This window comes from Shewanella sp. SM21 (assembly GCF_025654335.1).
Taxonomy (GTDB): Bacteria; Pseudomonadota; Gammaproteobacteria; order Enterobacterales; family Shewanellaceae; genus Shewanella; species Shewanella oncorhynchi.
Map to the genome: position 1 here is coordinate 1 of NZ_JAKKRL010000002.1, position 20,140 is coordinate 20,140.

Genomic DNA, 20,140 nt, shown 5'->3' on the forward strand with positions numbered 1-20,140 from the left:
CTTTAGGTAAATCTCGCCAAGGGATACCTGTTCTAAGGCGGTAAAGAATACCTTCGAATGTTTGTCTATGTTCAGGTTTGTCATAAACACGGCCTGTGCTTTTCATTAAATGAAATAGCTTTTCCCAGCGTGCATCGGTTAGCATAAGTCTTGGCATGGCTTGAGGTTATGGTTACTTTTGGCGAAGCAAATTATAACGTCTTGCCATGCTGTCTAAAAATCACTCTCGAAAGATCAACAGACCCTAGTCGTTATGACGTTTGCCTGAACGTTTAAGTCTCTCTGCTGCCAATTTGGCTTCTTTCTCTGCTTCTTTTTCGGCCATGATACGGGCGACTTCAATCTTTTCAAGCTCTGCCATCGCAGGCGTTTCTAGCGAGAGTAAGCCTATTTTTCCCGAGCGATATTCATGCAGTAATAACTCTGATGCTTTGTGCATATCGATGCGACCACCGGGACGCAGTGCACCACGTTTACGGCCTATTTCCTCGAGAAGTGCGACATCATCCTTTGGTAATTCACTTAAGTTATAGCGCTCACAAATCTCTTTTGGATAAGCGGTTAAGAAATACTTGGCGGCGAACAGGGCCACATCTTCATATTCCATCGCCGTATCTTTAATCGCGCCAGTGACGGCAAGGCGATAGCTGCTCGCTTCATTATCTACTTTGGGCCACAAAATACCCGGGGTATCCGACAGCACGATACCGTTACGTAAATTGATCCGTTGCTGGGTTTTGGTTACCGCAGGTTCGTTACCGGTTTTGGCGATAACACGGCCAGCTAAGGTATTGATGATGGTAGATTTCCCAACATTGGGTATCCCCATGATCATAGTGCGAATATCTTTTTCGGTTTTATCGCGACTTGGCACTAGCTTACGGCAGAGATCAGGGATTTTTTTCACCATTGCTGCTTGCAGTGTCGTGATCGCCGTGGCTTTGACGCCTTGCTCACGCTCTAAGTATTCAATCCATTGTGCGGTGATCTCTGGATCGGCCAGATCAGATTTATTGAGCAGTTTGATACAAGGTTTGTCGCCTCGAAGCTGAGCCACCATGGGGTTTTCGCTACTGTAGGGAATACGCGCGTCCAGCACTTCGATAACAAGATCGACCTGAGGCATTGCCTCTTCAATCTCCTTGCGTGCCTTGTGCATATGCCCCGGATACCACTGAATTGCCATGATAACGCCTTGTCCTAAATAACTTAAAGAACGGCTATTCTACCTTGAAGGTGGCGAATGTCATAAAAAAAGCGCCCTAAGGCGCTTTAATCGCTTAATCCTTGACAGTCTCTTGCGATTGTTGCTTGGATTAATAGGCTGAATTAAGGCTTAGATCACCCCGAGTTCGCGCAATCTTTCCATCAGATAACTGTCGGCGGTATAGCGATCCGATAGCACTACAGCAGGGTTTGGATGTAAAAATAACGGCAAAGAGATCCGTGACTTGGTTTTATCCGTACCTTCAGGATTGATGACGCGGTGTGACGTCGATGGGAAATAGCCGCCAGAGGCTTCCTGTAACATGTCACCGATATTGATAATAATGTTGCCAAAATCGCTTGGAACATCTAACCAAGTGCCATCTTTGGCTTTCACTTGCAATCCAGGCTCATTGGCAGCAGGTAACACTGTGATAAGGTTGATATCTTCATGTGCTGCGGCGCGAATGGCGCCCATTTCTTCACTGCCCGTCATCGGTGGGTAATGCAGAATGCGCAGCAAGGTTTTTTGGCTGTTGGCGATCATTTCTGGCAATGGCATCGAAAACTTGGCTTTTACGTCTTCTGGTGAGTAGGTTTCGATCCACTCTAATAGTTCTGCAGCCAGTGCGTTGGCTTTATCGTAATAGGCGAGAATATTGGCACGCAGTGAATCGGGGATACGGCCCCAAGGGTACACGTGGTAGTACTCTTTAATGTCTTTGACTGTGTTGCCTTTGGCGGTTTCAGAAATCGACGCAGGGAAGAAACCGTCGTGGGTTTCTTTTTTAAACATATAGTCGTTTTTGGCTTCTGAATTAAAAAAGGCTTGCCACTCGGTGTAGATGTCTTCAACTAAGCGCTTATCAATCGGATGATTAGATAAAACACCAAAGCCAGTTTCCCGAAGTGATTCAACGAATTGCTGGGCACTGTTTTCAGCGCGGTAATCAATGGTTTCTAATTTCATTTTGGTTTCTACTTGTTATATTTAGTTGTAATTTGACCCGCTGCAAGTGTAGCCGTGCGCTGATGTGGGTGCAAATACTCAGCGACTGTGATCTGGATCAACTGCCGTATTTTCCGTCATTTATGCAGTCGCTTATATGAGCACTTATATTAGTAGTTACTTGAGTGGTAAGATTTTAGTCACTAAATCCGTTAGTATGGGCATTAGATTTGTTGTGATTGGATTGATGTCAGCCGCATTTTGAAGCCGAGTGCAAGAAATCTTACTTGGAGTGGGTCTTATGTTGGCTTCCTTATAAATCAGCTTCTTAATCAAAGAATATCGAAATACACAACGACGTGAGTCGAAAGGGCATTAATATGAATAAACTGACCGATTTTGAACGCTATGTTATCGAAGAGAAAGGCACTGAACGCCCCTTTAGTGGTGAGTATTATGAGCACGATGCTAAGGGTTTGTATTTATGCAAAAAATGCCATGCCCCCTTGTATCGCTCTGAGCATAAATTTAATGCCCATTGTGGCTGGCCTGCCTTCGATGATGAAATTGCTGGCGCTGTAACCCGCCACATAGACGCCGACGGCCGCAGAACTGAAATTGTTTGTAGCCAGTGCGGCGGTCACTTGGGGCATGTCTTTGAAGGTGAAATGTTAACACCTAACAATATCCGTCACTGTGTTAACTCAGTTTCTATGGTGTTCAAAGGGATGGATGATGCTGTTGAACCAGCACCGAATCACTTTGCGACTTTGGGTGCTGGGTGTTTTTGGTGCGTCGAAGCGATTTTTAAAAGCCTAAAGGGCGTGGTGAATGTCACTTCAGGTTATGTCGGCGGCGAAGCCCATGATGCCGATTATAAATCTGTTTGCTCGGGCCAAACCGGCCATGCAGAAGTTGTGCATATCGAGTTCAACCCTGAGGAAATTGATTTTACGACGTTATTACAGGTCTTTTTTGAGAGCCATGATCCGACCACGCTTAATCGCCAAGGTAATGATAAGGGGCCACAATATCGCTCCGTGGTGTTTACCCATAATGCTGAGCAGATAGAGCAAACTACCGCTATGCTGACTCAGTTAGCAGCAGCCAAGGTTTTTGATGCGCCGATAGTGACCCAAGTTTCAGCGTTTGATACTTTTTATCCCGCTGAAAATTATCACAATGACTACTTCGCTTTACACGGTGAGCAGCCCTATTGTCAGATGGTCGTGCGTCCTAAAGTCGAAAAAGTAAAAGCCTTGTTTGCAAGATTGCAGAAGGTTTAAGTGAATAGGGTGTTAAATACAAAAACGCCACCGATAAAGGTGGCGTTTTTTATGGGGTTTCTAAAGTGCAAAACCTAGTTGTTCTCTTAACAAGCCGCTTAGCTATCGGTTTAACGATTAGCGTAACTTTTGATTCGCTACCGACGCAACTATCGGCTTTCAGTTAACCATTGGGCGTATTGTTTGGTGTAATAGCTGACAATCAAATCTGCACCCGCCCGCTTTAAGCCGATAAACGTTTCTGTCACCACAGCACGCTCATCCAACGCGCCCGCAAGGGCTGCAAATTTAATGCCCGCATATTCACCGCCGACTTGATAGGCGGCGAGTGGCAAGTGGGTTTCTTGTCTTAAACGGCTGAGCACATCTAAGTAGGGGGTGCCGGGTTTAACCATCAGGATATCGGCGCCTTCGGCTTCATCTAATGAAGCTTCTAACAGGGCTTGACGACCATTAGCATAATCCAGTTGATATCCCTTGCGATTTCCGCTGAGTTCACAATCAACCGCGGCTCTAAAAGGACCGTAAAAAGAAGAGGCGAATTTTGCCGAGTGGGCCAGAATCGCCACATGTTCAAAACCTGCGGCATCGAGCCCTTGGCGAATGGCTTTCACTTGACCGTCCATCATGGCCGATGGTGCTAACATATCGGCGCCAGCTTTGGCGGCCGTTATCGATTGCTTAACTAAATTTTCGACGGTGAGGTCGTTGCAGACTTCATTATTGTGTACGACGCCGCAATGGCCGTGATCTGTGTATTCACAAAAACAAATGTCGGGGATCACCATCATCTCAGGCACGGTAGCTTTAATGGTGCGAACCATACGGGCGAGTAAACCATTGTCGTCCCATGTATCGCTGCCCTTATCATCCTTAGTGTGGGAAATCCCAAAGGGCATCACATAACGGATCCCAAGGGCGTAAAGCTCGCGAACTTCATCCGCCAGTGCGCTCTCAGGTAAGCGGCTGATGCCAGGTAGCGTGGAGATGGGCACGGCATGGGTGATGTGCTCTTCAATGAACAGGGGATGGATAAGATCGCTCAGTGAAATATGGGTTTCGCGCAGCAGATCGCGCATTGCTTCTGAATTACGTAAGCGTCTTAGGCGACGCAATGGAGGCGTGTTTAACATGAAATGTCCTTATCGAAGGCGGGTTAAAGCAATCGTACAATACTAAGGGAATGGCAAGGGATAAATTCGCCCCATACTTTTCTGCTCTGACAATCAAAGTTGAAAAAGTTTCCCCAAGCGAGCTATATTCATTAATGAGTTTATTGATCATTGACTTAGATCACATAAATTCATCTTGTCCAGATTTGCGACTGAATATCATACGAGCGCTATTTTAGCTGAGTTGCTTGCTTAGCCCTTTGTTTTCGGGCATTTGATGTTATTATTTGCGCCAGTTTTCTCATGGCATATTCGCGCAATACAGATTATGTAAATTTGATGCGAAATATTGCCCGCTAATCCGGTTTTGAAATGACAATAACACACGAACACTCTGCTTGTATTCTTGCCTTAGACACTTGTACCGAATCCTGCTCAGCTGCGCTGCAATACCAAGGTCAGATTTATGCTGAACTTGCCGATGCACCGCGTGAACACAGTCAACGTCTGCTGCCTATGGTCGATTCAGTGCTCAAGCAAGCGGGCATTCGCTTAGATAAAGTGACTGCGATTGCTTACGGACGAGGCCCTGGCAGTTTTACGGGGATCCGCATCTGCACTAGCATGACGCAAGGTCTGGCACTGGGGTTAGATTTGCCTGTGATTGGTATTTCAACCTTAGCGGCAATGGCACAAATGGCGATTAGCCAGTATCAAGCCGAGCAAGTTTTGTGCGCCATTGATGCGCGCATGGGGGAAGTGTATTGGGGCCAGTTTGTGGCCGTTGACGGTATTGCAACGCTTGTCGGTAAAGAAGTGGTCAGTGCGCCTGCGGACGTACTGCTTCAGCTCGATACTCAAGCGCCAATTGTGGGCTGCGGCACAGGTTTTGATGCTTATCCCGATTTGCTGGCACTCGGCAAGGGGATTTTAGCTCTCGAGGCCGTGAAATATCCCGATGCAAAGGCTATGCTGATATTGGCTGAAGCAGGCATAAAAGCTGGACTGACAACCTCGGTCGATGAGCTTGAACCTGTGTATTTACGTGATACAGTCACATGGAAAAAGTTACCCGGCCGTGAATAAGCTGTTCTTTGCTTGAGTATCTGCGATAGAATCTCAGGCAATTAATGCTAAGCATTCTTAACTATGAATGGCTTAACGATGGATAGTGCAAACTTAAGGCTTCTTGATGCAAGTTAATGTGAATCAAATGAGTTTGACGAATGCTGTAGCGAGTAATAGACCCGCTATCGCTCAGGGGCTGACTGCGCCTGAATCGTCACGCCCAGTGATTGAGCAAGATGCCGTCGAAGCCCTTAGTTTAGATACTCAGCCTAAAAGTAAAAGCGCAGCAGGAAATTTACAGTCAAGGCTTGGTGCGCACCTCGAGTATGAGCAAGATACTCGCGGCCATCAGGGAGCGATTGCCCAATATTTACAAACCCAACATGCCGCCAAACGCGATGAAATTCAGCAAATGGTGGGTGTGGACTTGTATGCTTGAGCATCAAAAAACGTCTTCTAGTTCAACCTCGCGATTTTCCTCTTCTAAACTGACAGGCTTAGCCACAAGCGGTGTGCCAAGCCGTGGTTTGTTTATTATCGAGCTAGTTTTAGCTTTATTGATAACTCGAATTCCCTATTTGAGCGTGCCGTTTAAATGGCTTGAAAGCTATTTTCATGAACTGTCCCATGCCATTGCAACGATTTTAAGCTCGGGCGTGGTCAGTCATATTCAGTTGTTTCCGAACGGCGCAGGATTTTGTTTTAGCCAAGGCGGCTCGCCGATGTTTATTGGCTTTGCTGGGTATTTTGGTGCAGCCTGTTGGGGATATTTAATCTATTTATTAGCGACTTGGCCAAAGGGGATCCGCGTGAGTTTTGCCTTGCTAGGTGCCTTAGTTGTGCTAAGCGGCTTGCTTTGGGGCAGGGATATTCTCACGTTAGCGATTTTAGCTGTGCTGACTATTATTTTGTTGTTACCGCTTAAACTCAGTCAAAACAAAATGTTGACTCAGTTTTTGCGTATTATTGGCTTGATGATCATGCTTAATGCGCTTGCGAGTCCGACAGTGTTGCTCGGGCTTGATGGTCAAGGTGATGCAGTGATGTTGGCTGAGCGTTCTTGGATCCCCGCGTGGATTTGGGTGGGATTATGGTTATTAACCAGTGCCTGCGCTTTGTATTTTGCGTGGCGCCGCGTAGATAATGCCGCAAGTCGTTAGTTCTCAAGCTTGTTTAATGCCTCAGTCGTCTAGTGTTTTCCCCATCGTTTTTCTGCTTTGAACTTTGTTGATTTAGGTAAAGGTGATTTTGCTCATCACTTTGAGCTATAAACACTTATGTCGCTTAAAGCTTAGTTTTCCGACTTCTATTCCTTGGATTTTTGGCCATTGGCTGCTAGGTTAAGCCTTCGGTATCCATGGAGAATTACAATGAAAAAAGTCACCTTAGTTGCCAGTCTGCTGCTTGCTGGTTTATGTTCGAGTGTTACCTATGCCGATGAAAGCTTAGATAAAGTCTTAAAAAGCGATTTTCGTCAGGCTAAAAATGCCAGTCGTGACGTTTATCGTCATCCCGCTGAAACCTTAACTTTTTTTGGCATTACTCCAAAACAGACTGTGATTGAACTCTGGCCGGGTAATGGCTGGTACAGTGAAATATTAGGGCCTTATCTTGCTAAAGAGGGCCAATATATCGCAGCCAGTTTCGAAATGGCTCCTGCGACAGATACTCCCGGGAATCGTTATCGCGCGAACGCGGGCACTAAGTATGCTGCGTGGATGACGGCCAATAAAGACGTCATGGGCAATGCTAAGATTGTTACCTTCGATCCTCCACATAAGATGGATTTAGGCGCTGATGGTAGTGCTGATCTGGTATTAACCTTCCGAAATCTACATAACTGGGCATCAACAGATCAGTTGGAAAACGTGTTTGCCGCGTCTTATAAAGTGTTGAAGGACGGCGGTATCTTTGGCGTGGTAGAGCATAGAGCCAACGAAGGAATGAACTTCAGCACTGGCTATATGGATCAAGCTGCTATGGTTGCTTTAGCCAAAAAAGCAGGTTTTACCTTAGTTGAAAGTGCAGAAATCAATGCGAACCCCAAAGATACGAAAGATTACGCCAAAGGTGTTTGGACGCTACCGCCCTCTTTTGCCTTGGGTGATACCGATAAAGAAAAATACCAAGCGATCGGTGAAAGTGATCGTATGACACTTAAATTTGTCAAAAAATCATCTTAATTACCTGACATCAGAGGCATTATGTGGCAATCTTTCGCCCCCAAAAATCAAATCGAATTTGTATTACCTCATATTACGGTCGCGGGCCGATTATGGGGGGCGAAGGATAAACCTTTATTGCTTGCCTTACATGGTTGGTTAGATAACGCCAACAGTTTTGAACCTTTAACAGCGCATTTACTCGATTATCAAGTGCTCGCCATTGATTGGCCAGGACACGGCTTTTCTGCACATAGGCCGGGACACTATCCGCTGCATTGGATTGATTATTTGTATGATTTAGACGCGTTGTTAACGGCATTACCGCAAAAGCCAGCGGCAATGATTGGGCATTCGCTCGGCGGTATAATCGCCTCAGCTTACACGGCGACGTTTCCCGAAAAGGTTAACAAGCTGGTATTGATCGAAGCGTTAAGCCCCTTGTCTGAGTTGCCAACGCAAGCTAAGGCGCGATTGAAAAAAAGTTTCTATCAGCATGAGAAGTATTTAACTCAGAAGCATGGGCAGGTAAAGATTTACGACAGTATAGATACTGCGGTGCGGGCGAGGGCACATTTAACAGGACTTGCCGAACCTTGGTGTCGTTTGTTGCTCGATCGTAATATGCAGCCCGAAGGTGATGGCATAGGTTGGCGTAGTGATCCTCGATTAAGATTAGATTCACCCCAACGATTAACCTTCGCCCAAGTTGATGCCTTGATGCAGGACATCAATGTTGAAACCTTATTAATTTGTGGCAAACAGGGATTTAGCCAGTTGCAGAGCGCGATACCTAAGGCCAGAACGTGGTTCAAGCATTTGTCTGAGCACATAATTGAGGGCGATCATCATGTGCATATGGACAATGCCGAAGGCGTTGCACGTTTGATCCGCAAATTCGTTTAATAGGTTGCTTATATGGGTATAAAAAAGACGCTAGGTTTTTTGTTTTTTTTATGTGATGATGATCAAAATTAAAACGCTCGTATGATTTATGACGAGTAAATTAATAACTATAAAATGTAAGCCGGTATTTTAACTCGGTATTTATCGAGTCTTGACGCTTGTATGGATATTGTTTCCGCAGTTGTGGGGATTTAGGAGAGAGTAGTGGATCAGCCTTGGATTAATCATTTGCCAGAAGATGTGCCTGCTGAAATTAATGTGGAACAATACTCATCGCTTGTCGACATGTTCGAGACAGCGGTGGCTAAGTATGAAGATCAACCTGCATTTATCAACATGGGTGCCACGCTAACCTATCGTAAATTGGAAGAACGCAGCCGAGCATTCGCTGCGTATTTACAAAATGAATTAAAGCTTGAAAAGGGCGACCGTGTCGCTTTGATGATGCCAAACCTGTTGCAGTATCCCATTGCACTGTTTGGTGTTTTGCGTGCAGGTATGGTGGTTGTTAACGTTAACCCACTTTATACACCGCGCGAGCTTAAACATCAGTTGATTGACTCTGGCGCTAAAGCCATTGTGGTGGTGTCAAACTTCGCCCGCACTTTAGAAGAAGTGGTCGATCAAACTCCCGTTGAAAGCGTGATTATCACCAGTTTAGGTGATCAATTAAGTGCACCAAAACGTACCTTAGTGAACTTTGTGGTGAAGTACATCAAGAAGTTAGTGCCAAAATACGATTTACCCCATGCCTTATCAATGCGCGATACCTTATCAACGGGTCGTCGCATGCAATACATCAAACCTGAAGTCACTAACGATGACTTAGCGTTTTTACAATACACAGGTGGCACCACTGGGGTCTCTAAAGGCGCTATGTTGACCCATGGCAATATTGTCGCAAACGTATTGCAGGCCGATGGTGCATATTCTCCCGCTTTAAACGATGGCAGTGAGTTTGTCGTAACGGCCTTGCCGCTGTATCACATCTTCGCCTTGACCGTGAATTGCCTGCTGTTTTTGCACAAAGGAAGTCAGAATTTACTCATCACCAATCCTCGCGATATCCCAGGATTTGTGGCTGAGTTGAAAAAGTATCCTTTCACCGCATTAACTGGGGTGAATACCTTATTTAACGCTTTAGTGAACAGTGATGATTTTTCTCAGTTGGATTTCTCACGCTTAAAACTCTCTATCGGTGGCGGCATGGCGGTACAGAAAGCCGTGGCGGATAAATGGCAAACCATTACTAAAACCCGTTTACTTGAAGGTTATGGTCTGACGGAAGCCTCACCCTTATTAACCTGTTGTCCATATAACTTAGACGGTTATAACGGTTCAATTGGTTTTCCTGCACCTTCGACACTGATCCAAATCCGTAATGATGACGGCAAGGTATTAGCCCAAGGCGAAACCGGCGAGCTGTTTGGTAAAGGTCCTCAGGTGATGAAAGGCTATTGGCAACGTCCTGAAGAAACCGCCAAAGTGATCGACACTGACGGTTGGTTAGCTACGGGCGATATTGGTTATATGGATGAGAAAGGTTTCTTCTATATTGTCGACCGTAAGAAAGACATGATCTTAGTCTCAGGCTTTAACGTATTCCCTAACGAAGTCGAAGAAGTGGTCGCACTTCATCCCAAAGTGATTGAAGTGGCTGCCGTTGGTGTGCCAAACGACGCCAGTGGTGAGTTAGTGAAGGTATTTGTGGTGGCAAAAGATAAATCTTTAACCGCTGAAGACATCATTAAGCACTGCCGTATTCATTTAACGGGATATAAAGTGCCGAAGCTGGTAGAATTTAGGGACGAGTTACCTAAAACCAACGTGGGTAAAATCTTGCGACGAGAGCTTAGAGACGAAGCTAAGCGCGCGTAAGATTGAAGCCGGCATTTGCCGGCTTTTGTTTTTATGGACTGTGATTGACCCACAGGATCTGGAGAAGAATTTGTCAGCGTTTCAATATGTGAGTGATGAAGCAAGCCTTAATGCCCTCGTTGCCCAATATAAACAGAGTAAGATACTCGTGTTAGATACCGAGTTTGTTCGTACTCGTACTTATTATGCCAAGTTAGGTTTGATTCAAGCCTATGATGGTAAAACCTTAGCTTTGATTGATCCGGTCGCTTTACCTGATTTAGCCCAGTTTTGGGCGCTGTTATCGGACCCGAATATCGTTAAGCTAGTGCATTCCTGCAGTGAAGACTTAGAAGTTTTTGCCCACTATGGTAAATGTCAGCCTACGCCTTTGTTTGATAGCCAAATTGCCGCCTCTTTGTGTGGTATGGGCCACGGTGTGGGTTATGCCAAGTTAGTTGAAACTTGCCTTGGTGAAGTGATCGATAAAGGTGAGTCGCGTACAGATTGGATCCGTCGTCCTTTAACGGAAGCCCAGTTAAGCTACGCCGCCAATGACGTCCTGTATTTGTATCAGCTCTATCCTCAACTGGAAGCGAAACTCAGCGCCCAAGGGCGTTTAGCTTGGTTATACGAGGAAGGGGAAAGGATGACTCAGGGCAGGCTTGCCGATCCTGATCTTGATACAGCCTATTTGAAAGTGAAAAATGCTTTTCAACTCACTGAAATTCAATTGGCTTACCTTAAAGTGCTCGCCAAATGGCGCCTTGAAAAAGCCTTAGTCCGTGATTTAGCCTTAGGTTTTGTGATCAAAGATCATGGTCTTATTGCATTAGCGAAGAAGCAACCTAAAACTTCGGCTGATTTGTTTAAGCTCAATGACTTGACCGAACAGGAAAAACGCATCCACGGCAAAGATTTATTACGTGTGCTACAAACTGCGGATTTGGTTAATTTACCCGAGTTAGTGGATGTATTGGCGTTAAAATCAGGCTACAAATCGGCCTTTAAAGCGATTAAAAGTTGTTTGGTCGAATTATGCGAAAAGCATGATGTGCCGCAGGAAATGCTCGGTTCTAAACGTCATATCCATGAGTTTTTGCAATGGCGTTGGGATAAGCAACAAGGGGATTTACCGGCAGTGTTATGTGGTTGGCGAGGGGAATTGGCAACTGAGGCTTTAGCAAAGCTTGAGGTCTAGTGCTTAATATTTCGTACTTGAATCCATCGCGGAAAAACATCCACATCAAAATGTCATCTTCAATTGAAGATGACATTTTTTGTGTCATCGACTTATCTGTCAGGCAAAGTGACGTTAAGCTCGAGTACCGACAGGTTGGCGTCGTTTTGATCTAACTGCACAGAAACTTGATCATCAGAAATCGGCACATATTTGCGAATAACGGCAATGATCTCTTGTTTCATCTGTGGGAAATAATCGGGAGTGTCCCTTTGTCCACGTTGATGAGCCACGATGATCTGTAGGCGCTCTTTTGCCATTACCGCAGTGCTAGGCTTTTTCTTGCTTTTGAAATAGTCGAGTAAAGACATAATTAGCTACCAAATATCCGTTGTAAGAAACCTTTCTTTTCTTCCGTAATAAAGCGTACTGGTACATCTTCACCCAGTAAGCGTGCGACTGTATCACTGTAGGCTAAACCTGCATCACTCTCTTGGTCGATAATCACTGGTACGCCTGAGTTAGAGGCTTTCAGTACAGATTGTGACTCAGGAATAACGCCGAGTAACTCAATGGCCAGAATTTCTTGAACATCGTCGACACTTAACATTTCGCCCGATTTTACACGGCTCGGTGAATAACGAGTCAAGAGTAAATATTCTTTTATCGGCTCTAGATTCAGTTCTGCGCGGCGTGATTTGCTTTGCAACATACCTAAAATACGATCTGAGTCGCGCACTGAACTGACTTCTGGGTTAGTGGTCACAATAGCGATATCGGCAAAATACAATGCCATCATAGCGCCTTGCTCAATCCCTGCGGGAGAGTCACACAGAATAAACTCAAAGTCTTTGGCCAAATCGTCTAAAACACGGCCAACACCTTCTTTGGTCAGTGCATCTTTATCACGGGTCTGTGAAGCGGGTAAAACGAATAACTTATCGCAGCGTTTATCTTTGATCAGCGCTTGATTTAAATTGGCTTCACCATTGATCACATTAACGAAGTCATAAACAACACGACGCTCGCAACCCATGATCAAGTCTAAGTTTCGTAAACCTATATCGAAATCAATAACGACTGTCTTGTGTCCTTGCATGGCAAGACCGGTCGCAATTGCAGCACTCGATGTGGTTTTACCTACGCCGCCTTTACCTGAAGTGACAACAATAATTTGTGCCATGTTTCTCTCTATCCTTTGTTCTGCCATTTAGAGGGGCAATGATTCAACCATAAGCGACTCACCGTTTAGGCGAATGCAGCCGCTTTTATCTGAGCTATGTTGTTGTAGATTTTCAGCGAGCCAATATTGCCCTGCTATTGAAACGAGTTCGGCCTCCAGAGAGTGGGCAATGATAACGGCGCTGGTATCGCCCGCGGCGCCTGCCATGGCTTTCCCTCGTAATGCGCCATAGATATGAATGCTACCATCTGCGATGACTTCTGCGCCATTGCCTACCGCACCAAATATGATTAAATCACCATTTTTTGCGTAGACTTGTTGGCCTGAACGAATATTTTGCTTCACTATTTTAGTTTGGCGCGGGGCTGGCGGCGGGGTACTGCTCTGTTTTCCCGCTTTGACTATGGCAAGGCCTAAGTCTTTTGCTTGTTTACTGAGTACGGTTGTCGCGCCCGTTATGCCAACAATCACTAATTGACGTGAGATCAGCAGATCCTTTAACGCACTTAAATTCAAGCTGTCGTGCTGAATGGCACTCAGATTGACGACTAAAGGAGCACCCAGAAAAAACTGAGGAGCTTGTGCCAACTTACTGTCTAATTCAGTCATGACAGCTTGTAAATCGCTGCTATTAATATGAAGCACTGAAAGAGTAAAAGAAGCGCCTTTTAACTCTAAGCTAGGTTTTGACATCCCGGCACTATTCTCCAGAAATCATCAGTCGGTTCGCTGATTTTACAATTAAATTACTAGGCGACCATGTTATAGTGTGCCCCATTGACTGGCAAGTTTGAACTATTGGATATTTGATTCTTATGCTATGTGCCGTTTATAAAAGTAGCCGAAAGGCTGATACTTATTTATTTGTGAAGAAAAGAGATTGTTTTGACGATGTTCCAGTGCCTTTGATGGAAATGTTTGGCGTGCCAAAGTTGGTGATGGTGTTTCCTATCGCTAAACGCGACGCGTTAGGTATGGCAGATATACATAAAGTCAGAGCAGCAATGGCAGAAAATGGCTTTTATTTACAAATTCCGCCACCTCAGGTGAATTTATTGGCTGAGCATAAGCTGAGCCTTGGGATCAAAGATTAACCAGGTAGCATCAAGACGCTGCTAATGAGCTCTGGCGCGTCAAACCACACTCGTTAATCTCAGTGGCATTGCGTATCTGACGACAAATTAGTGTAAAATAGCCCGCATTGAGCGGGTTTTTTATTAAGAAGATATAGTTAATCATGGCATTTTGGCAGAGTAAAACATTAGCGCAGATGAGCACAACCGAGTGGGAATCCCTGTGTGACGGTTGTGGTAAATGTTGTTTAAACAAGTTGATAGATGATGAAACCGAAGACTTGTATTACACCAATGCAGCTTGCCTTTTGCTCGATCATCAAACGGCAGGCTGTCAGCATTACAGTGACCGTTTCACCCATGTCCCCCAATGTACAGTGATCACGATTGATAATATCCATGAGTTAACTTGGTTGCCCGACAGTTGTGCCTATCGCCGCCTAGCGGCAGGGCGTGAGCTACCGAGTTGGCATCCGCTGCTCACAGGCTCCAAAGAAGCGATGCATTTAGCGGGTATGTCGATCCAAGGCAAGGTGGTGGATGAAAGACGCGTGAAGGATATTGAAGATCATATCGTGCTATGGCCACTTAAAGACGTGGATTAACAGACGTGAATTCATTTTGCCGTAGTATTTTCGATTGAAAATTAACTTATTAATTGAAACGACACTTGTTGATTGGAAAGTGACCGTCAGAATGAAAACAACAAGGGAGCGATTATCGCTCCCTTGTGCATTTGGGGTGTTAAGTGAATTTAAATCCCATCAAATAATGCTCGACTAGATTTTTAATCCCACCATCAACTGATCAAGTTGACCAGCTGTTGCTTGCAGCTCATCGCAACCTGAAACCGACTGGTTGGCCGATTGCTCCACATCATGCGATTGGTTGCGAATTTCCATTAAGTTAGTCGCAATCTCGTTGGCCACTGCCGATTGCTCTTCGGCCGAGGTCGCAATTAGCACACTCATTTCAAACACTTTGTTGCTGTGGTGGGCGATAAACTCTAAGTCTTTACCCGTTTGCAGTACGTGTTGTTTACCTTCATTGGCTTGATTCACAGTACGCGACATCACTTGTGTCAGATTGCGAGTACCCGATTGCAGTGATTCGATCATGGTTTTGATTTCAACCGTTGCGGCCTGAGTTCTCCCCGCTAAAGTACGTACCTCATCGGCCACCACGGCAAAGCCACGACCTTGTTCACCGGCGCGCGCCGCTTCAATTGCCGCGTTGAGGGCCAGTAGGTTGGTTTGCTGGGAAATCGCATTAATGGTTGACACCACTTCATCAATTTTACTGGCGTTGTCATTGAGTACACCTACCGCATTTGAGGCCGCGGAGATTTCATCCGATAACACATCGATGGCCTTAACTGTGGTTTCAATATCTTTCCCGCCCGCGCTAACCTGTTGATTGGCTTCTTGGGTTTCAGCTGAGGATTGTTCGGCATTGCGGGCAACTTCTTTCACTGCGGTAGTCATTTCTTCCATTGCCGTCGCTAAGGAGTCCAGATGTTGTCTCTGGTTTACCGCCAAGGATTGACCTTGCTGCGCTGTGCTACGAAACGATGATACAACTTCGCGTATTTTAGCGGTCGATTCTGCGATTTGCTTTACTAAGGTATGTTGACGTTCTACTAAGGTATCTATGCTGATGGCTAAGATACTGAACTCGTCTTTTACTTCGAAGAAGTTTAAACGCCCCGTTAAATCACCCGATGCGGCCCGTTTTAATGCCATCACTGTCGTATAAAGTGCGCCGCCTACGAAGGTTGAAATGTAATAGCTGAACAAAAATAGCACAAACAAGAGTGCCGCCATTAGGCCATAAACCAGCAAGTTATCGTTGGCGAGCAAGGCATCAATTTCTTTGCTGTCTAGGGGAATAATCGTGATCAGGTTTTGATCGTTAACCTGACTCACAGCTCTAGGTTGCTTACCGCTATCATCGATACCACCGCCACTGCGAGCGATGGATTGCGCTTTGCTATCGGCTTCATTTACCGAAACAATGCTGACATTACCTTCAATTTCGCGACTAAGTTGATTAAGGATAATTTGGCGTTCTTGCTCTGGTAGTTTGTTATATAAGCTGCCAGTGACTAGGTTGATTTGTTGTGAAGCATTTTGCAGACTGTTGAGCTGTCCTTGAATTAAGGTTCGCTGGGATTGGTTATCTAGGAAAAGCGCCAGTCCAACAATCATCAACATGGGAACGATAGAGAGAATAGCGAATTTAGTTTTTAAGGTCATATGGATAAGATATTGATCTATCCAGCGAAATTGTACTTCTTTCATGAGTGCCTCGATAAAATGGGCCATGAACCGAATTTATATCGGTCAGTTTGCCATAGACTTTATAGTTTTCTGTTTTGTAATGATTTATATGGTTAATGTAGTCCAATTGCAGTCGTTATTGTGTTGTTTGCTGCAATTTTGGCAAGGTACAGGTGTGAGTTTACAGTTTAGTTACAAATGCTGCTAGTGGCTGAAAGCGGAAGTTGTTTACGTCAGAATCGAGGTTTGGGTTTCCCCTTGAGCAAAACTCAGGCTCTGAACTGGGGTAACACATGAATTTGCATGATAAAAACCCCCAATAAGCCCTAGTAATATGCCGCTCGCTCGCGTAAAATTTCTATCCTTTTATTTCGTTATAGCTAGCAAAGCGTCTGGCATTAACGCCCGATAACCTGAGCACCCAAATAGCCTGAAAGTTTGGCGCCCATAGCACTTGTTTATCAAGCGCGACTATGCAGTGGAAGAGAAAATGCAGCAGTTAACTGAGATCGTAGAACAAGCCTTAGTCATTATTGACCAGGCCAGTGATCTAAAAGCACTGGATGATATCCGTGTCGATTACCTTGGTAAGAAGGGTAAGATCACCGACATGATGAAAATGATGGGTAGCTTAAGCCCTGAAGAAAAGCCAGCCTTTGGCCAAGCGGTCAATGATGCTAAACAGGCTATTCAACAAAAATTAACTGAGCGCATCGATGGTCTGAAGAGTTCGGAATTGGAAGCCAAATTAATCGCTGAAAAGATTGATGTGACTTTGCCAGGCCGCACCCAAGAGATCGGTGGCTTACATCCTGTGACTCGAACCATTGAGCGCATCGAAACCTTTTTCGGGGAATTAGGGTTCTCGGTAAAGCAGGGGCCTGAAATTGAAGATGATTTCCACAATTTCGACGCACTGAATATCTCTGAGCACCATCCTGCGCGTGCTGATCATGATACCTTTTATTTCAATCCTAAACTGATGCTGCGTACCCAAACTTCGGGCGTGCAAATCCGTACTATGGAAACTGAAAAGCCACCATTACGCATTATTTCTCCGGGCCGTGTTTATCGTAACGATTACGACCAAACTCACACGCCTATGTTCCACCAAGTGGAAGGGCTTTTGGTTGATGAGCATGTTAACTTTGCTGAATTGAAAGGCATTTTGCATGACTTCCTGCGTAATTTCTTCGAAGAAGATCTGCAAGTGCGTTTCCGTCCATCTTACTTCCCATTCACTGAACCTTCAGCGGAAGTGGACGTGATGGGCAAAAATGGTAAATGGCTAGAAGTGCTTGGCTGCGGTATGGTACATCCGAATGTGCTGCGCAGCGTTGGCATAGATCCAGAAAAATACTCTGGTTTTGCTTTTGGTATGGGTGTCGAGCGCTTAACTATGTTGCGTTACGGCGTAAACGATTTACGTGCGTTTTTCGAAAACGACCTACGTTTCCTGAAGCAATTTAAATAACGGAGCTGTAATAGCATGAAATTTAGCGAATCTTGGCTTCGTGAATGGGTAAACCCTTCAGTCAGCCGTGAAGCATTATCCCACCAGATCACTATGGCCGGTCTCGAAGTCGATGACGTTGAAGCCGTGGCTGCCGATTTTAGCGGTGTCGTGATTGGTGAAGTGGTGGAGTGTGGTCAGCATCCCGATGCCGATAAACTGCGCGTGACCAAAATCAACGTTGGTGGTAGCGAACTTATCGATATCGTCTGCGGTGCACCAAACTGCCGTCAGGGTCTTAAAGTGGCCGTGGCTATGGTTGGCGCCGTATTACCTGGCGATTTCAAAATCAAGAAAGCCAAGCTGCGTGGCATGCCATCAGAAGGCATGTTGTGTTCGTACAGCGAGCTTGGCATCAACGTCGAAAGCGATGGCATCATCGAATTACCATTGGACGCGCCATTAGGCACTGACATCCGTGATTATCTGCAACTTAATGATGCCGTTATTGATGTGGATTTAACGGCTAACCGTGCCGATTGCTTAGGTATGGCAGGTCTTGCCCGTGAAGTGGGCGTGTTAAACCGCCAAACAGTGGTTGAGCCACAGTGGCAAGCCGTCACGCCAACGACAGATACACAGGTCACGATTAACGTTAACGCGCCTGCAGCGTGTCCACGTTACTTAGGCCGTGTGGTTAAAAACGTCAATGTGAAAGCGCCTACGCCATTATGGATGCAGGAAAAACTGCGTCGTAGTGGTATTCGCTCTATCGATCCTATCGTAGACATCACTAACTTTGTGTTGATTGAATTCGGTCAACCTATGCACGCTTTCGATCTGGCCAAATTAACAGGCGATATCCAAGTGCGTTTAGGCACTGGCGAAGAGAAAATCACCCTGCTTGATGGCAGCGAAGTGACCATCCCAAGCGATACCTTAGTGATCGCTGATGATGCGCGTCCATTAGCCCTTGCTGGTGTGTTTGGCGGCGAATATTCAGGCGTGAGCGACACGACCCAAGACATACTGCTTGAATGTGCGTTCTTCGCGCCGCTTGCCATTATGGGTAAGTCACGTCGTTTAGGTTTGCATACAGATTCATCACACCGCTTTGAGCGTGGTGTTGACCCTGAGATGCAACACAAGGTTATCGACCGTGCTACGCGTTTAGTTCTGGATATCTGTGGCGGTGAAGCTGGCCCTGTAGTTGAGGCTAAATCAGAGGCTGATTTACCCAAACCTGCACAAATCGTTTTACGTCGCAGCAAGTTAGATCGAATTTTAGGTCACCATGTACCTGATAGCGATGTCGTTGAAATCCTACAACGTTTAGGTTTTAGTGTGGTTGTTGGCCAAGATAGTTGGCAGGTCACTACCGCGACTTATCGTTTTGATATGGCGATTGAAGAAGATTTGATCGAAGAAGTTGCCCGTATTTACGGTTATAACAATATCCCGAATACGGCGCCTGTTGCCGCACTGCGTATGTCAGATCATAAAGAATCTGACTTAAGCCTAAAACGCGTGCGTGCCTTATTGGTCGCTCGTGGTTTCCAAGAAGCGGTAACCTACAGCTTTGTCGATCCAAAACTGCAAAATCTGGTTCACCCTGGTTTAGACGCTATGGTGTTACCAAACCCAATTTCCAGTGAAATGTCGGCCATGCGCCTGTCAATGTTCACCGGTTTATTGGCCGCCGTTGGCTACAACCAAAGTCGTCAACAGAGTCGCGTGAGACTTTTTGAAACTGGCCTGCGCTTTGTTCCTGATATCAATGCAGAATCCGGTGTAAGACAGCAAGCAATGCTCGCTTGTGTCATTACTGGGCTCCAAAATGATGAACATTGGGCTATGGAATCGAAAACTGTTGATTTTTTCGACCTTAAAGGTGATTTAGAAGCAATTATCGGCTTGACAGTTTCCGCATCAGAATTTAGCTTTAGAGGAGCGACGCATTCTGCTCTCCATCCGGGGCAATGTGCTGAAATATTGAGAAATGATCGAGTGATCGGTCATATAGGTGCAATCCATCCTAGTTTGGAGAAGCCTTTTGGACTCAATGGTAAAACCATCGTTTTTGAGTTGGAATTGGATGCTTTATTGCATACCAGTTTGCCGCTAGCCCAAGCTGTATCTAAGTTTCCAGCTAATCGTCGTGACATCGCAGTCGTAGTAGATGAGAGTGTATCTGCAGGTGATGTAATGAAATTGATAAGAAAAGTTGGCGAAAATCAGTTGGTTGGCATAAACTTGTTCGATGTATACTTAGGTAAAGGTGTTGAACCCGGCAAGAAGAGCCTGGCGATAGCACTTACATTACAAGACACTACTCGTACGCTTGAGGAAAAAGAGATTGCTGAGACCGTTGGTTCAGTCGTTTCTGCCCTTAAGTCCGAGTTCAACGCATCGTTGAGGGATTAAAG

The 20,140-nt window shown here is 45.5% G+C and carries 20 protein-coding genes; 12 read left to right on the top strand and 8 right to left on the bottom strand.

Features of this window, described 5'->3' with window-relative positions; all coding sequences use genetic code 11:
* The 3 genes from L5L94_RS02110 to L5L94_RS02120 form a co-directional block, all read right to left on the bottom strand.
* On the bottom strand, positions 1-157 hold a 157-nt coding region (locus L5L94_RS02110; protein WP_259573881.1), incomplete at its 3' end, for a transposase.
* Between the two features lie 87 nt (positions 158-244).
* Positions 245-1,186 (bottom strand): ribosome biogenesis GTPase YlqF, encoded by a 942-nt coding sequence (gene ylqF / locus L5L94_RS02115; protein ID WP_011919190.1) that lies wholly within the window; start codon positions 1,184-1,186, stop codon positions 245-247.
* A gap of 150 nt (positions 1,187-1,336) precedes the next feature.
* Positions 1,337-2,176: an isopenicillin N synthase family dioxygenase gene (locus tag L5L94_RS02120; protein ID WP_113939512.1), complete on the bottom strand. Its 840-nt coding sequence runs from the start codon at positions 2,174-2,176 to the stop codon at positions 1,337-1,339.
* A 359-nt stretch (positions 2,177-2,535) separates the two neighbouring features.
* Here L5L94_RS02120 and L5L94_RS02125 point away from each other — a divergent pair, with 359 nt between their 5' ends.
* Positions 2,536-3,441 (top strand): bifunctional methionine sulfoxide reductase B/A protein, encoded by a 906-nt coding sequence (locus L5L94_RS02125; protein ID WP_263160931.1) that lies wholly within the window; start codon positions 2,536-2,538, stop codon positions 3,439-3,441.
* A 149-nt stretch (positions 3,442-3,590) separates the two neighbouring features.
* Here L5L94_RS02125 and hemB read toward each other — a convergent pair whose 3' ends face one another.
* The gene (gene hemB, locus L5L94_RS02130; protein WP_028760201.1) at positions 3,591-4,574 is read right to left on the bottom strand and encodes a porphobilinogen synthase; all 984 of its coding nucleotides are present in this window, start codon (positions 4,572-4,574) and stop codon (positions 3,591-3,593) included.
* Between the two features lie 351 nt (positions 4,575-4,925).
* On the opposite strand from hemB, the gene tsaB reads away from it, so the two are divergent.
* The 7 genes from tsaB to rnd all read left to right on the top strand — a co-directional run bounded on the left by tsaB (position 4,926) and on the right by rnd (position 11,747).
* On the top strand, positions 4,926-5,639 hold the full coding sequence (gene tsaB / locus L5L94_RS02135) for a tRNA (adenosine(37)-N6)-threonylcarbamoyltransferase complex dimerization subunit type 1 TsaB (RefSeq protein WP_263160932.1): 714 nt from the start codon (positions 4,926-4,928) through the stop codon (positions 5,637-5,639).
* Positions 5,640-5,745: 106 nt separating this feature from the next.
* Entirely contained in the window at positions 5,746-6,060 is a 315-nt protein-coding gene (locus tag L5L94_RS02140; RefSeq protein ID WP_131525917.1) for a hypothetical protein, read from the top strand.
* Positions 6,053-6,781, top strand: coding sequence for a M50 family metallopeptidase (locus L5L94_RS02145; protein WP_263160935.1), 729 nt, complete (start codon positions 6,053-6,055; stop codon positions 6,779-6,781). Before L5L94_RS02140 ends, L5L94_RS02145 begins: the two co-directional genes overlap by 8 nt.
* Before the next feature lie 210 nt (positions 6,782-6,991).
* Positions 6,992-7,804 (top strand): class I SAM-dependent methyltransferase, encoded by an 813-nt coding sequence (locus tag L5L94_RS02150; protein ID WP_263160936.1) that lies wholly within the window; start codon positions 6,992-6,994, stop codon positions 7,802-7,804.
* 21 nt (positions 7,805-7,825) lie between these two features.
* Positions 7,826-8,689, top strand: a complete 864-nt coding sequence (locus tag L5L94_RS02155) for an alpha/beta fold hydrolase (RefSeq protein ID WP_263160937.1) — start codon at positions 7,826-7,828, stop codon at positions 8,687-8,689.
* Between the two features lie 204 nt (positions 8,690-8,893).
* On the top strand, positions 8,894-10,567 hold the full coding sequence (gene fadD / locus L5L94_RS02160) for a long-chain-fatty-acid--CoA ligase FadD (RefSeq protein ID WP_028760195.1): 1,674 nt from the start codon (positions 8,894-8,896) through the stop codon (positions 10,565-10,567).
* Positions 10,568-10,637: 70 nt separating this feature from the next.
* A complete protein-coding gene (gene rnd, locus L5L94_RS02165; protein ID WP_028760194.1) occupies positions 10,638-11,747 on the top strand; it encodes a ribonuclease D in 1,110 nt (369 codons plus the stop codon).
* Positions 11,748-11,839: 92 nt separating this feature from the next.
* On the opposite strand, the gene minE is transcribed toward rnd, so the two are convergent.
* Genes minE through minC form a run of 3 tightly spaced genes read right to left on the bottom strand, consistent with a single transcriptional unit; the run spans position 11,840 to position 13,602 of the window.
* A complete protein-coding gene (gene minE / locus L5L94_RS02170) occupies positions 11,840-12,097 on the bottom strand; it encodes a cell division topological specificity factor MinE (protein ID WP_028760193.1) in 258 nt (85 codons plus the stop codon).
* A 2-nt stretch (positions 12,098-12,099) separates the two neighbouring features.
* Positions 12,100-12,909, bottom strand: coding sequence for a septum site-determining protein MinD (gene minD, locus L5L94_RS02175; protein WP_006086391.1), 810 nt, complete (start codon positions 12,907-12,909; stop codon positions 12,100-12,102).
* A gap of 27 nt (positions 12,910-12,936) precedes the next feature.
* Positions 12,937-13,602 carry a septum site-determining protein MinC gene (gene minC, locus L5L94_RS02180; RefSeq protein WP_106650327.1) on the bottom strand — a complete coding sequence of 222 codons (666 nt, stop codon included), beginning with the start codon at positions 13,600-13,602 and terminating at the stop codon, positions 12,937-12,939.
* Positions 13,603-13,724: 122 nt separating this feature from the next.
* On the opposite strand from minC, the gene L5L94_RS02185 reads away from it, so the two are divergent.
* Positions 13,725-14,003: a YcgL domain-containing protein gene (locus tag L5L94_RS02185; protein WP_028760191.1), complete on the top strand. Its 279-nt coding sequence runs from the start codon at positions 13,725-13,727 to the stop codon at positions 14,001-14,003.
* Positions 14,004-14,146: 143 nt separating this feature from the next.
* Positions 14,147-14,587 carry a YcgN family cysteine cluster protein gene (locus tag L5L94_RS02190; protein ID WP_131525467.1) on the top strand — a complete coding sequence of 147 codons (441 nt, stop codon included), beginning with the start codon at positions 14,147-14,149 and terminating at the stop codon, positions 14,585-14,587.
* A 174-nt stretch (positions 14,588-14,761) separates the two neighbouring features.
* Here the strand turns inward: L5L94_RS02190 and L5L94_RS02195 are convergent, their stop codons facing one another.
* A complete protein-coding gene (locus L5L94_RS02195) occupies positions 14,762-16,282 on the bottom strand; it encodes a methyl-accepting chemotaxis protein (protein WP_263160939.1) in 1,521 nt (506 codons plus the stop codon).
* Between the two features lie 469 nt (positions 16,283-16,751).
* Here L5L94_RS02195 and pheS point away from each other — a divergent pair, with 469 nt between their 5' ends.
* Entirely contained in the window at positions 16,752-17,735 is a 984-nt protein-coding gene (gene pheS / locus L5L94_RS02200; protein ID WP_006081368.1) for a phenylalanine--tRNA ligase subunit alpha, read from the top strand.
* 15 nt (positions 17,736-17,750) lie between these two features.
* Entirely contained in the window at positions 17,751-20,138 is a 2,388-nt protein-coding gene (pheT, locus tag L5L94_RS02205; protein ID WP_263160941.1) for a phenylalanine--tRNA ligase subunit beta, read from the top strand.
* The last annotated feature ends 2 nt before the right edge of the window (positions 20,139-20,140 follow it).

Excerpts from the sequence above, each read along its gene's own strand:
- ylqF (WP_011919190.1), bottom strand. The coding sequence starts at position 1,186 with ATGGCAATTCAGTGGTATCCGGGGCATATGCACAAGGCACGCAAGGAG.
- L5L94_RS02120 (WP_113939512.1), bottom strand. The coding sequence starts at position 2,176 with ATGAAATTAGAAACCATTGATTACCGCGCTGAAAACAGTGCCCAGCAA.
- L5L94_RS02125 (WP_263160931.1), top strand. The coding sequence starts at position 2,536 with ATGAATAAACTGACCGATTTTGAACGCTATGTTATCGAAGAGAAAGGC.
- hemB (WP_028760201.1), bottom strand. The coding sequence starts at position 4,574 with ATGTTAAACACGCCTCCATTGCGTCGCCTAAGACGCTTACGTAATTCA.
- tsaB (WP_263160932.1), top strand. The coding sequence starts at position 4,926 with ATGACAATAACACACGAACACTCTGCTTGTATTCTTGCCTTAGACACT.
- L5L94_RS02140 (WP_131525917.1), top strand. The coding sequence starts at position 5,746 with ATGCAAGTTAATGTGAATCAAATGAGTTTGACGAATGCTGTAGCGAGT.
- L5L94_RS02145 (WP_263160935.1), top strand. The coding sequence starts at position 6,053 with ATGCTTGAGCATCAAAAAACGTCTTCTAGTTCAACCTCGCGATTTTCC.
- L5L94_RS02150 (WP_263160936.1), top strand. The coding sequence starts at position 6,992 with ATGAAAAAAGTCACCTTAGTTGCCAGTCTGCTGCTTGCTGGTTTATGT.
- L5L94_RS02155 (WP_263160937.1), top strand. The coding sequence starts at position 7,826 with ATGTGGCAATCTTTCGCCCCCAAAAATCAAATCGAATTTGTATTACCT.
- minE (WP_028760193.1), bottom strand. The coding sequence starts at position 12,097 with ATGTCTTTACTCGACTATTTCAAAAGCAAGAAAAAGCCTAGCACTGCG.
- minD (WP_006086391.1), bottom strand. The coding sequence starts at position 12,909 with ATGGCACAAATTATTGTTGTCACTTCAGGTAAAGGCGGCGTAGGTAAA.
- minC (WP_106650327.1), bottom strand. The coding sequence starts at position 13,602 with ATGTCAAAACCTAGCTTAGAGTTAAAAGGCGCTTCTTTTACTCTTTCA.
- L5L94_RS02185 (WP_028760191.1), top strand. The coding sequence starts at position 13,725 with ATGCTATGTGCCGTTTATAAAAGTAGCCGAAAGGCTGATACTTATTTA.
- L5L94_RS02190 (WP_131525467.1), top strand. The coding sequence starts at position 14,147 with ATGGCATTTTGGCAGAGTAAAACATTAGCGCAGATGAGCACAACCGAG.
- L5L94_RS02195 (WP_263160939.1), bottom strand. The coding sequence starts at position 16,282 with ATGAAAGAAGTACAATTTCGCTGGATAGATCAATATCTTATCCATATG.
- pheS (WP_006081368.1), top strand. The coding sequence starts at position 16,752 with ATGCAGCAGTTAACTGAGATCGTAGAACAAGCCTTAGTCATTATTGAC.
- pheT (WP_263160941.1), top strand. The coding sequence starts at position 17,751 with ATGAAATTTAGCGAATCTTGGCTTCGTGAATGGGTAAACCCTTCAGTC.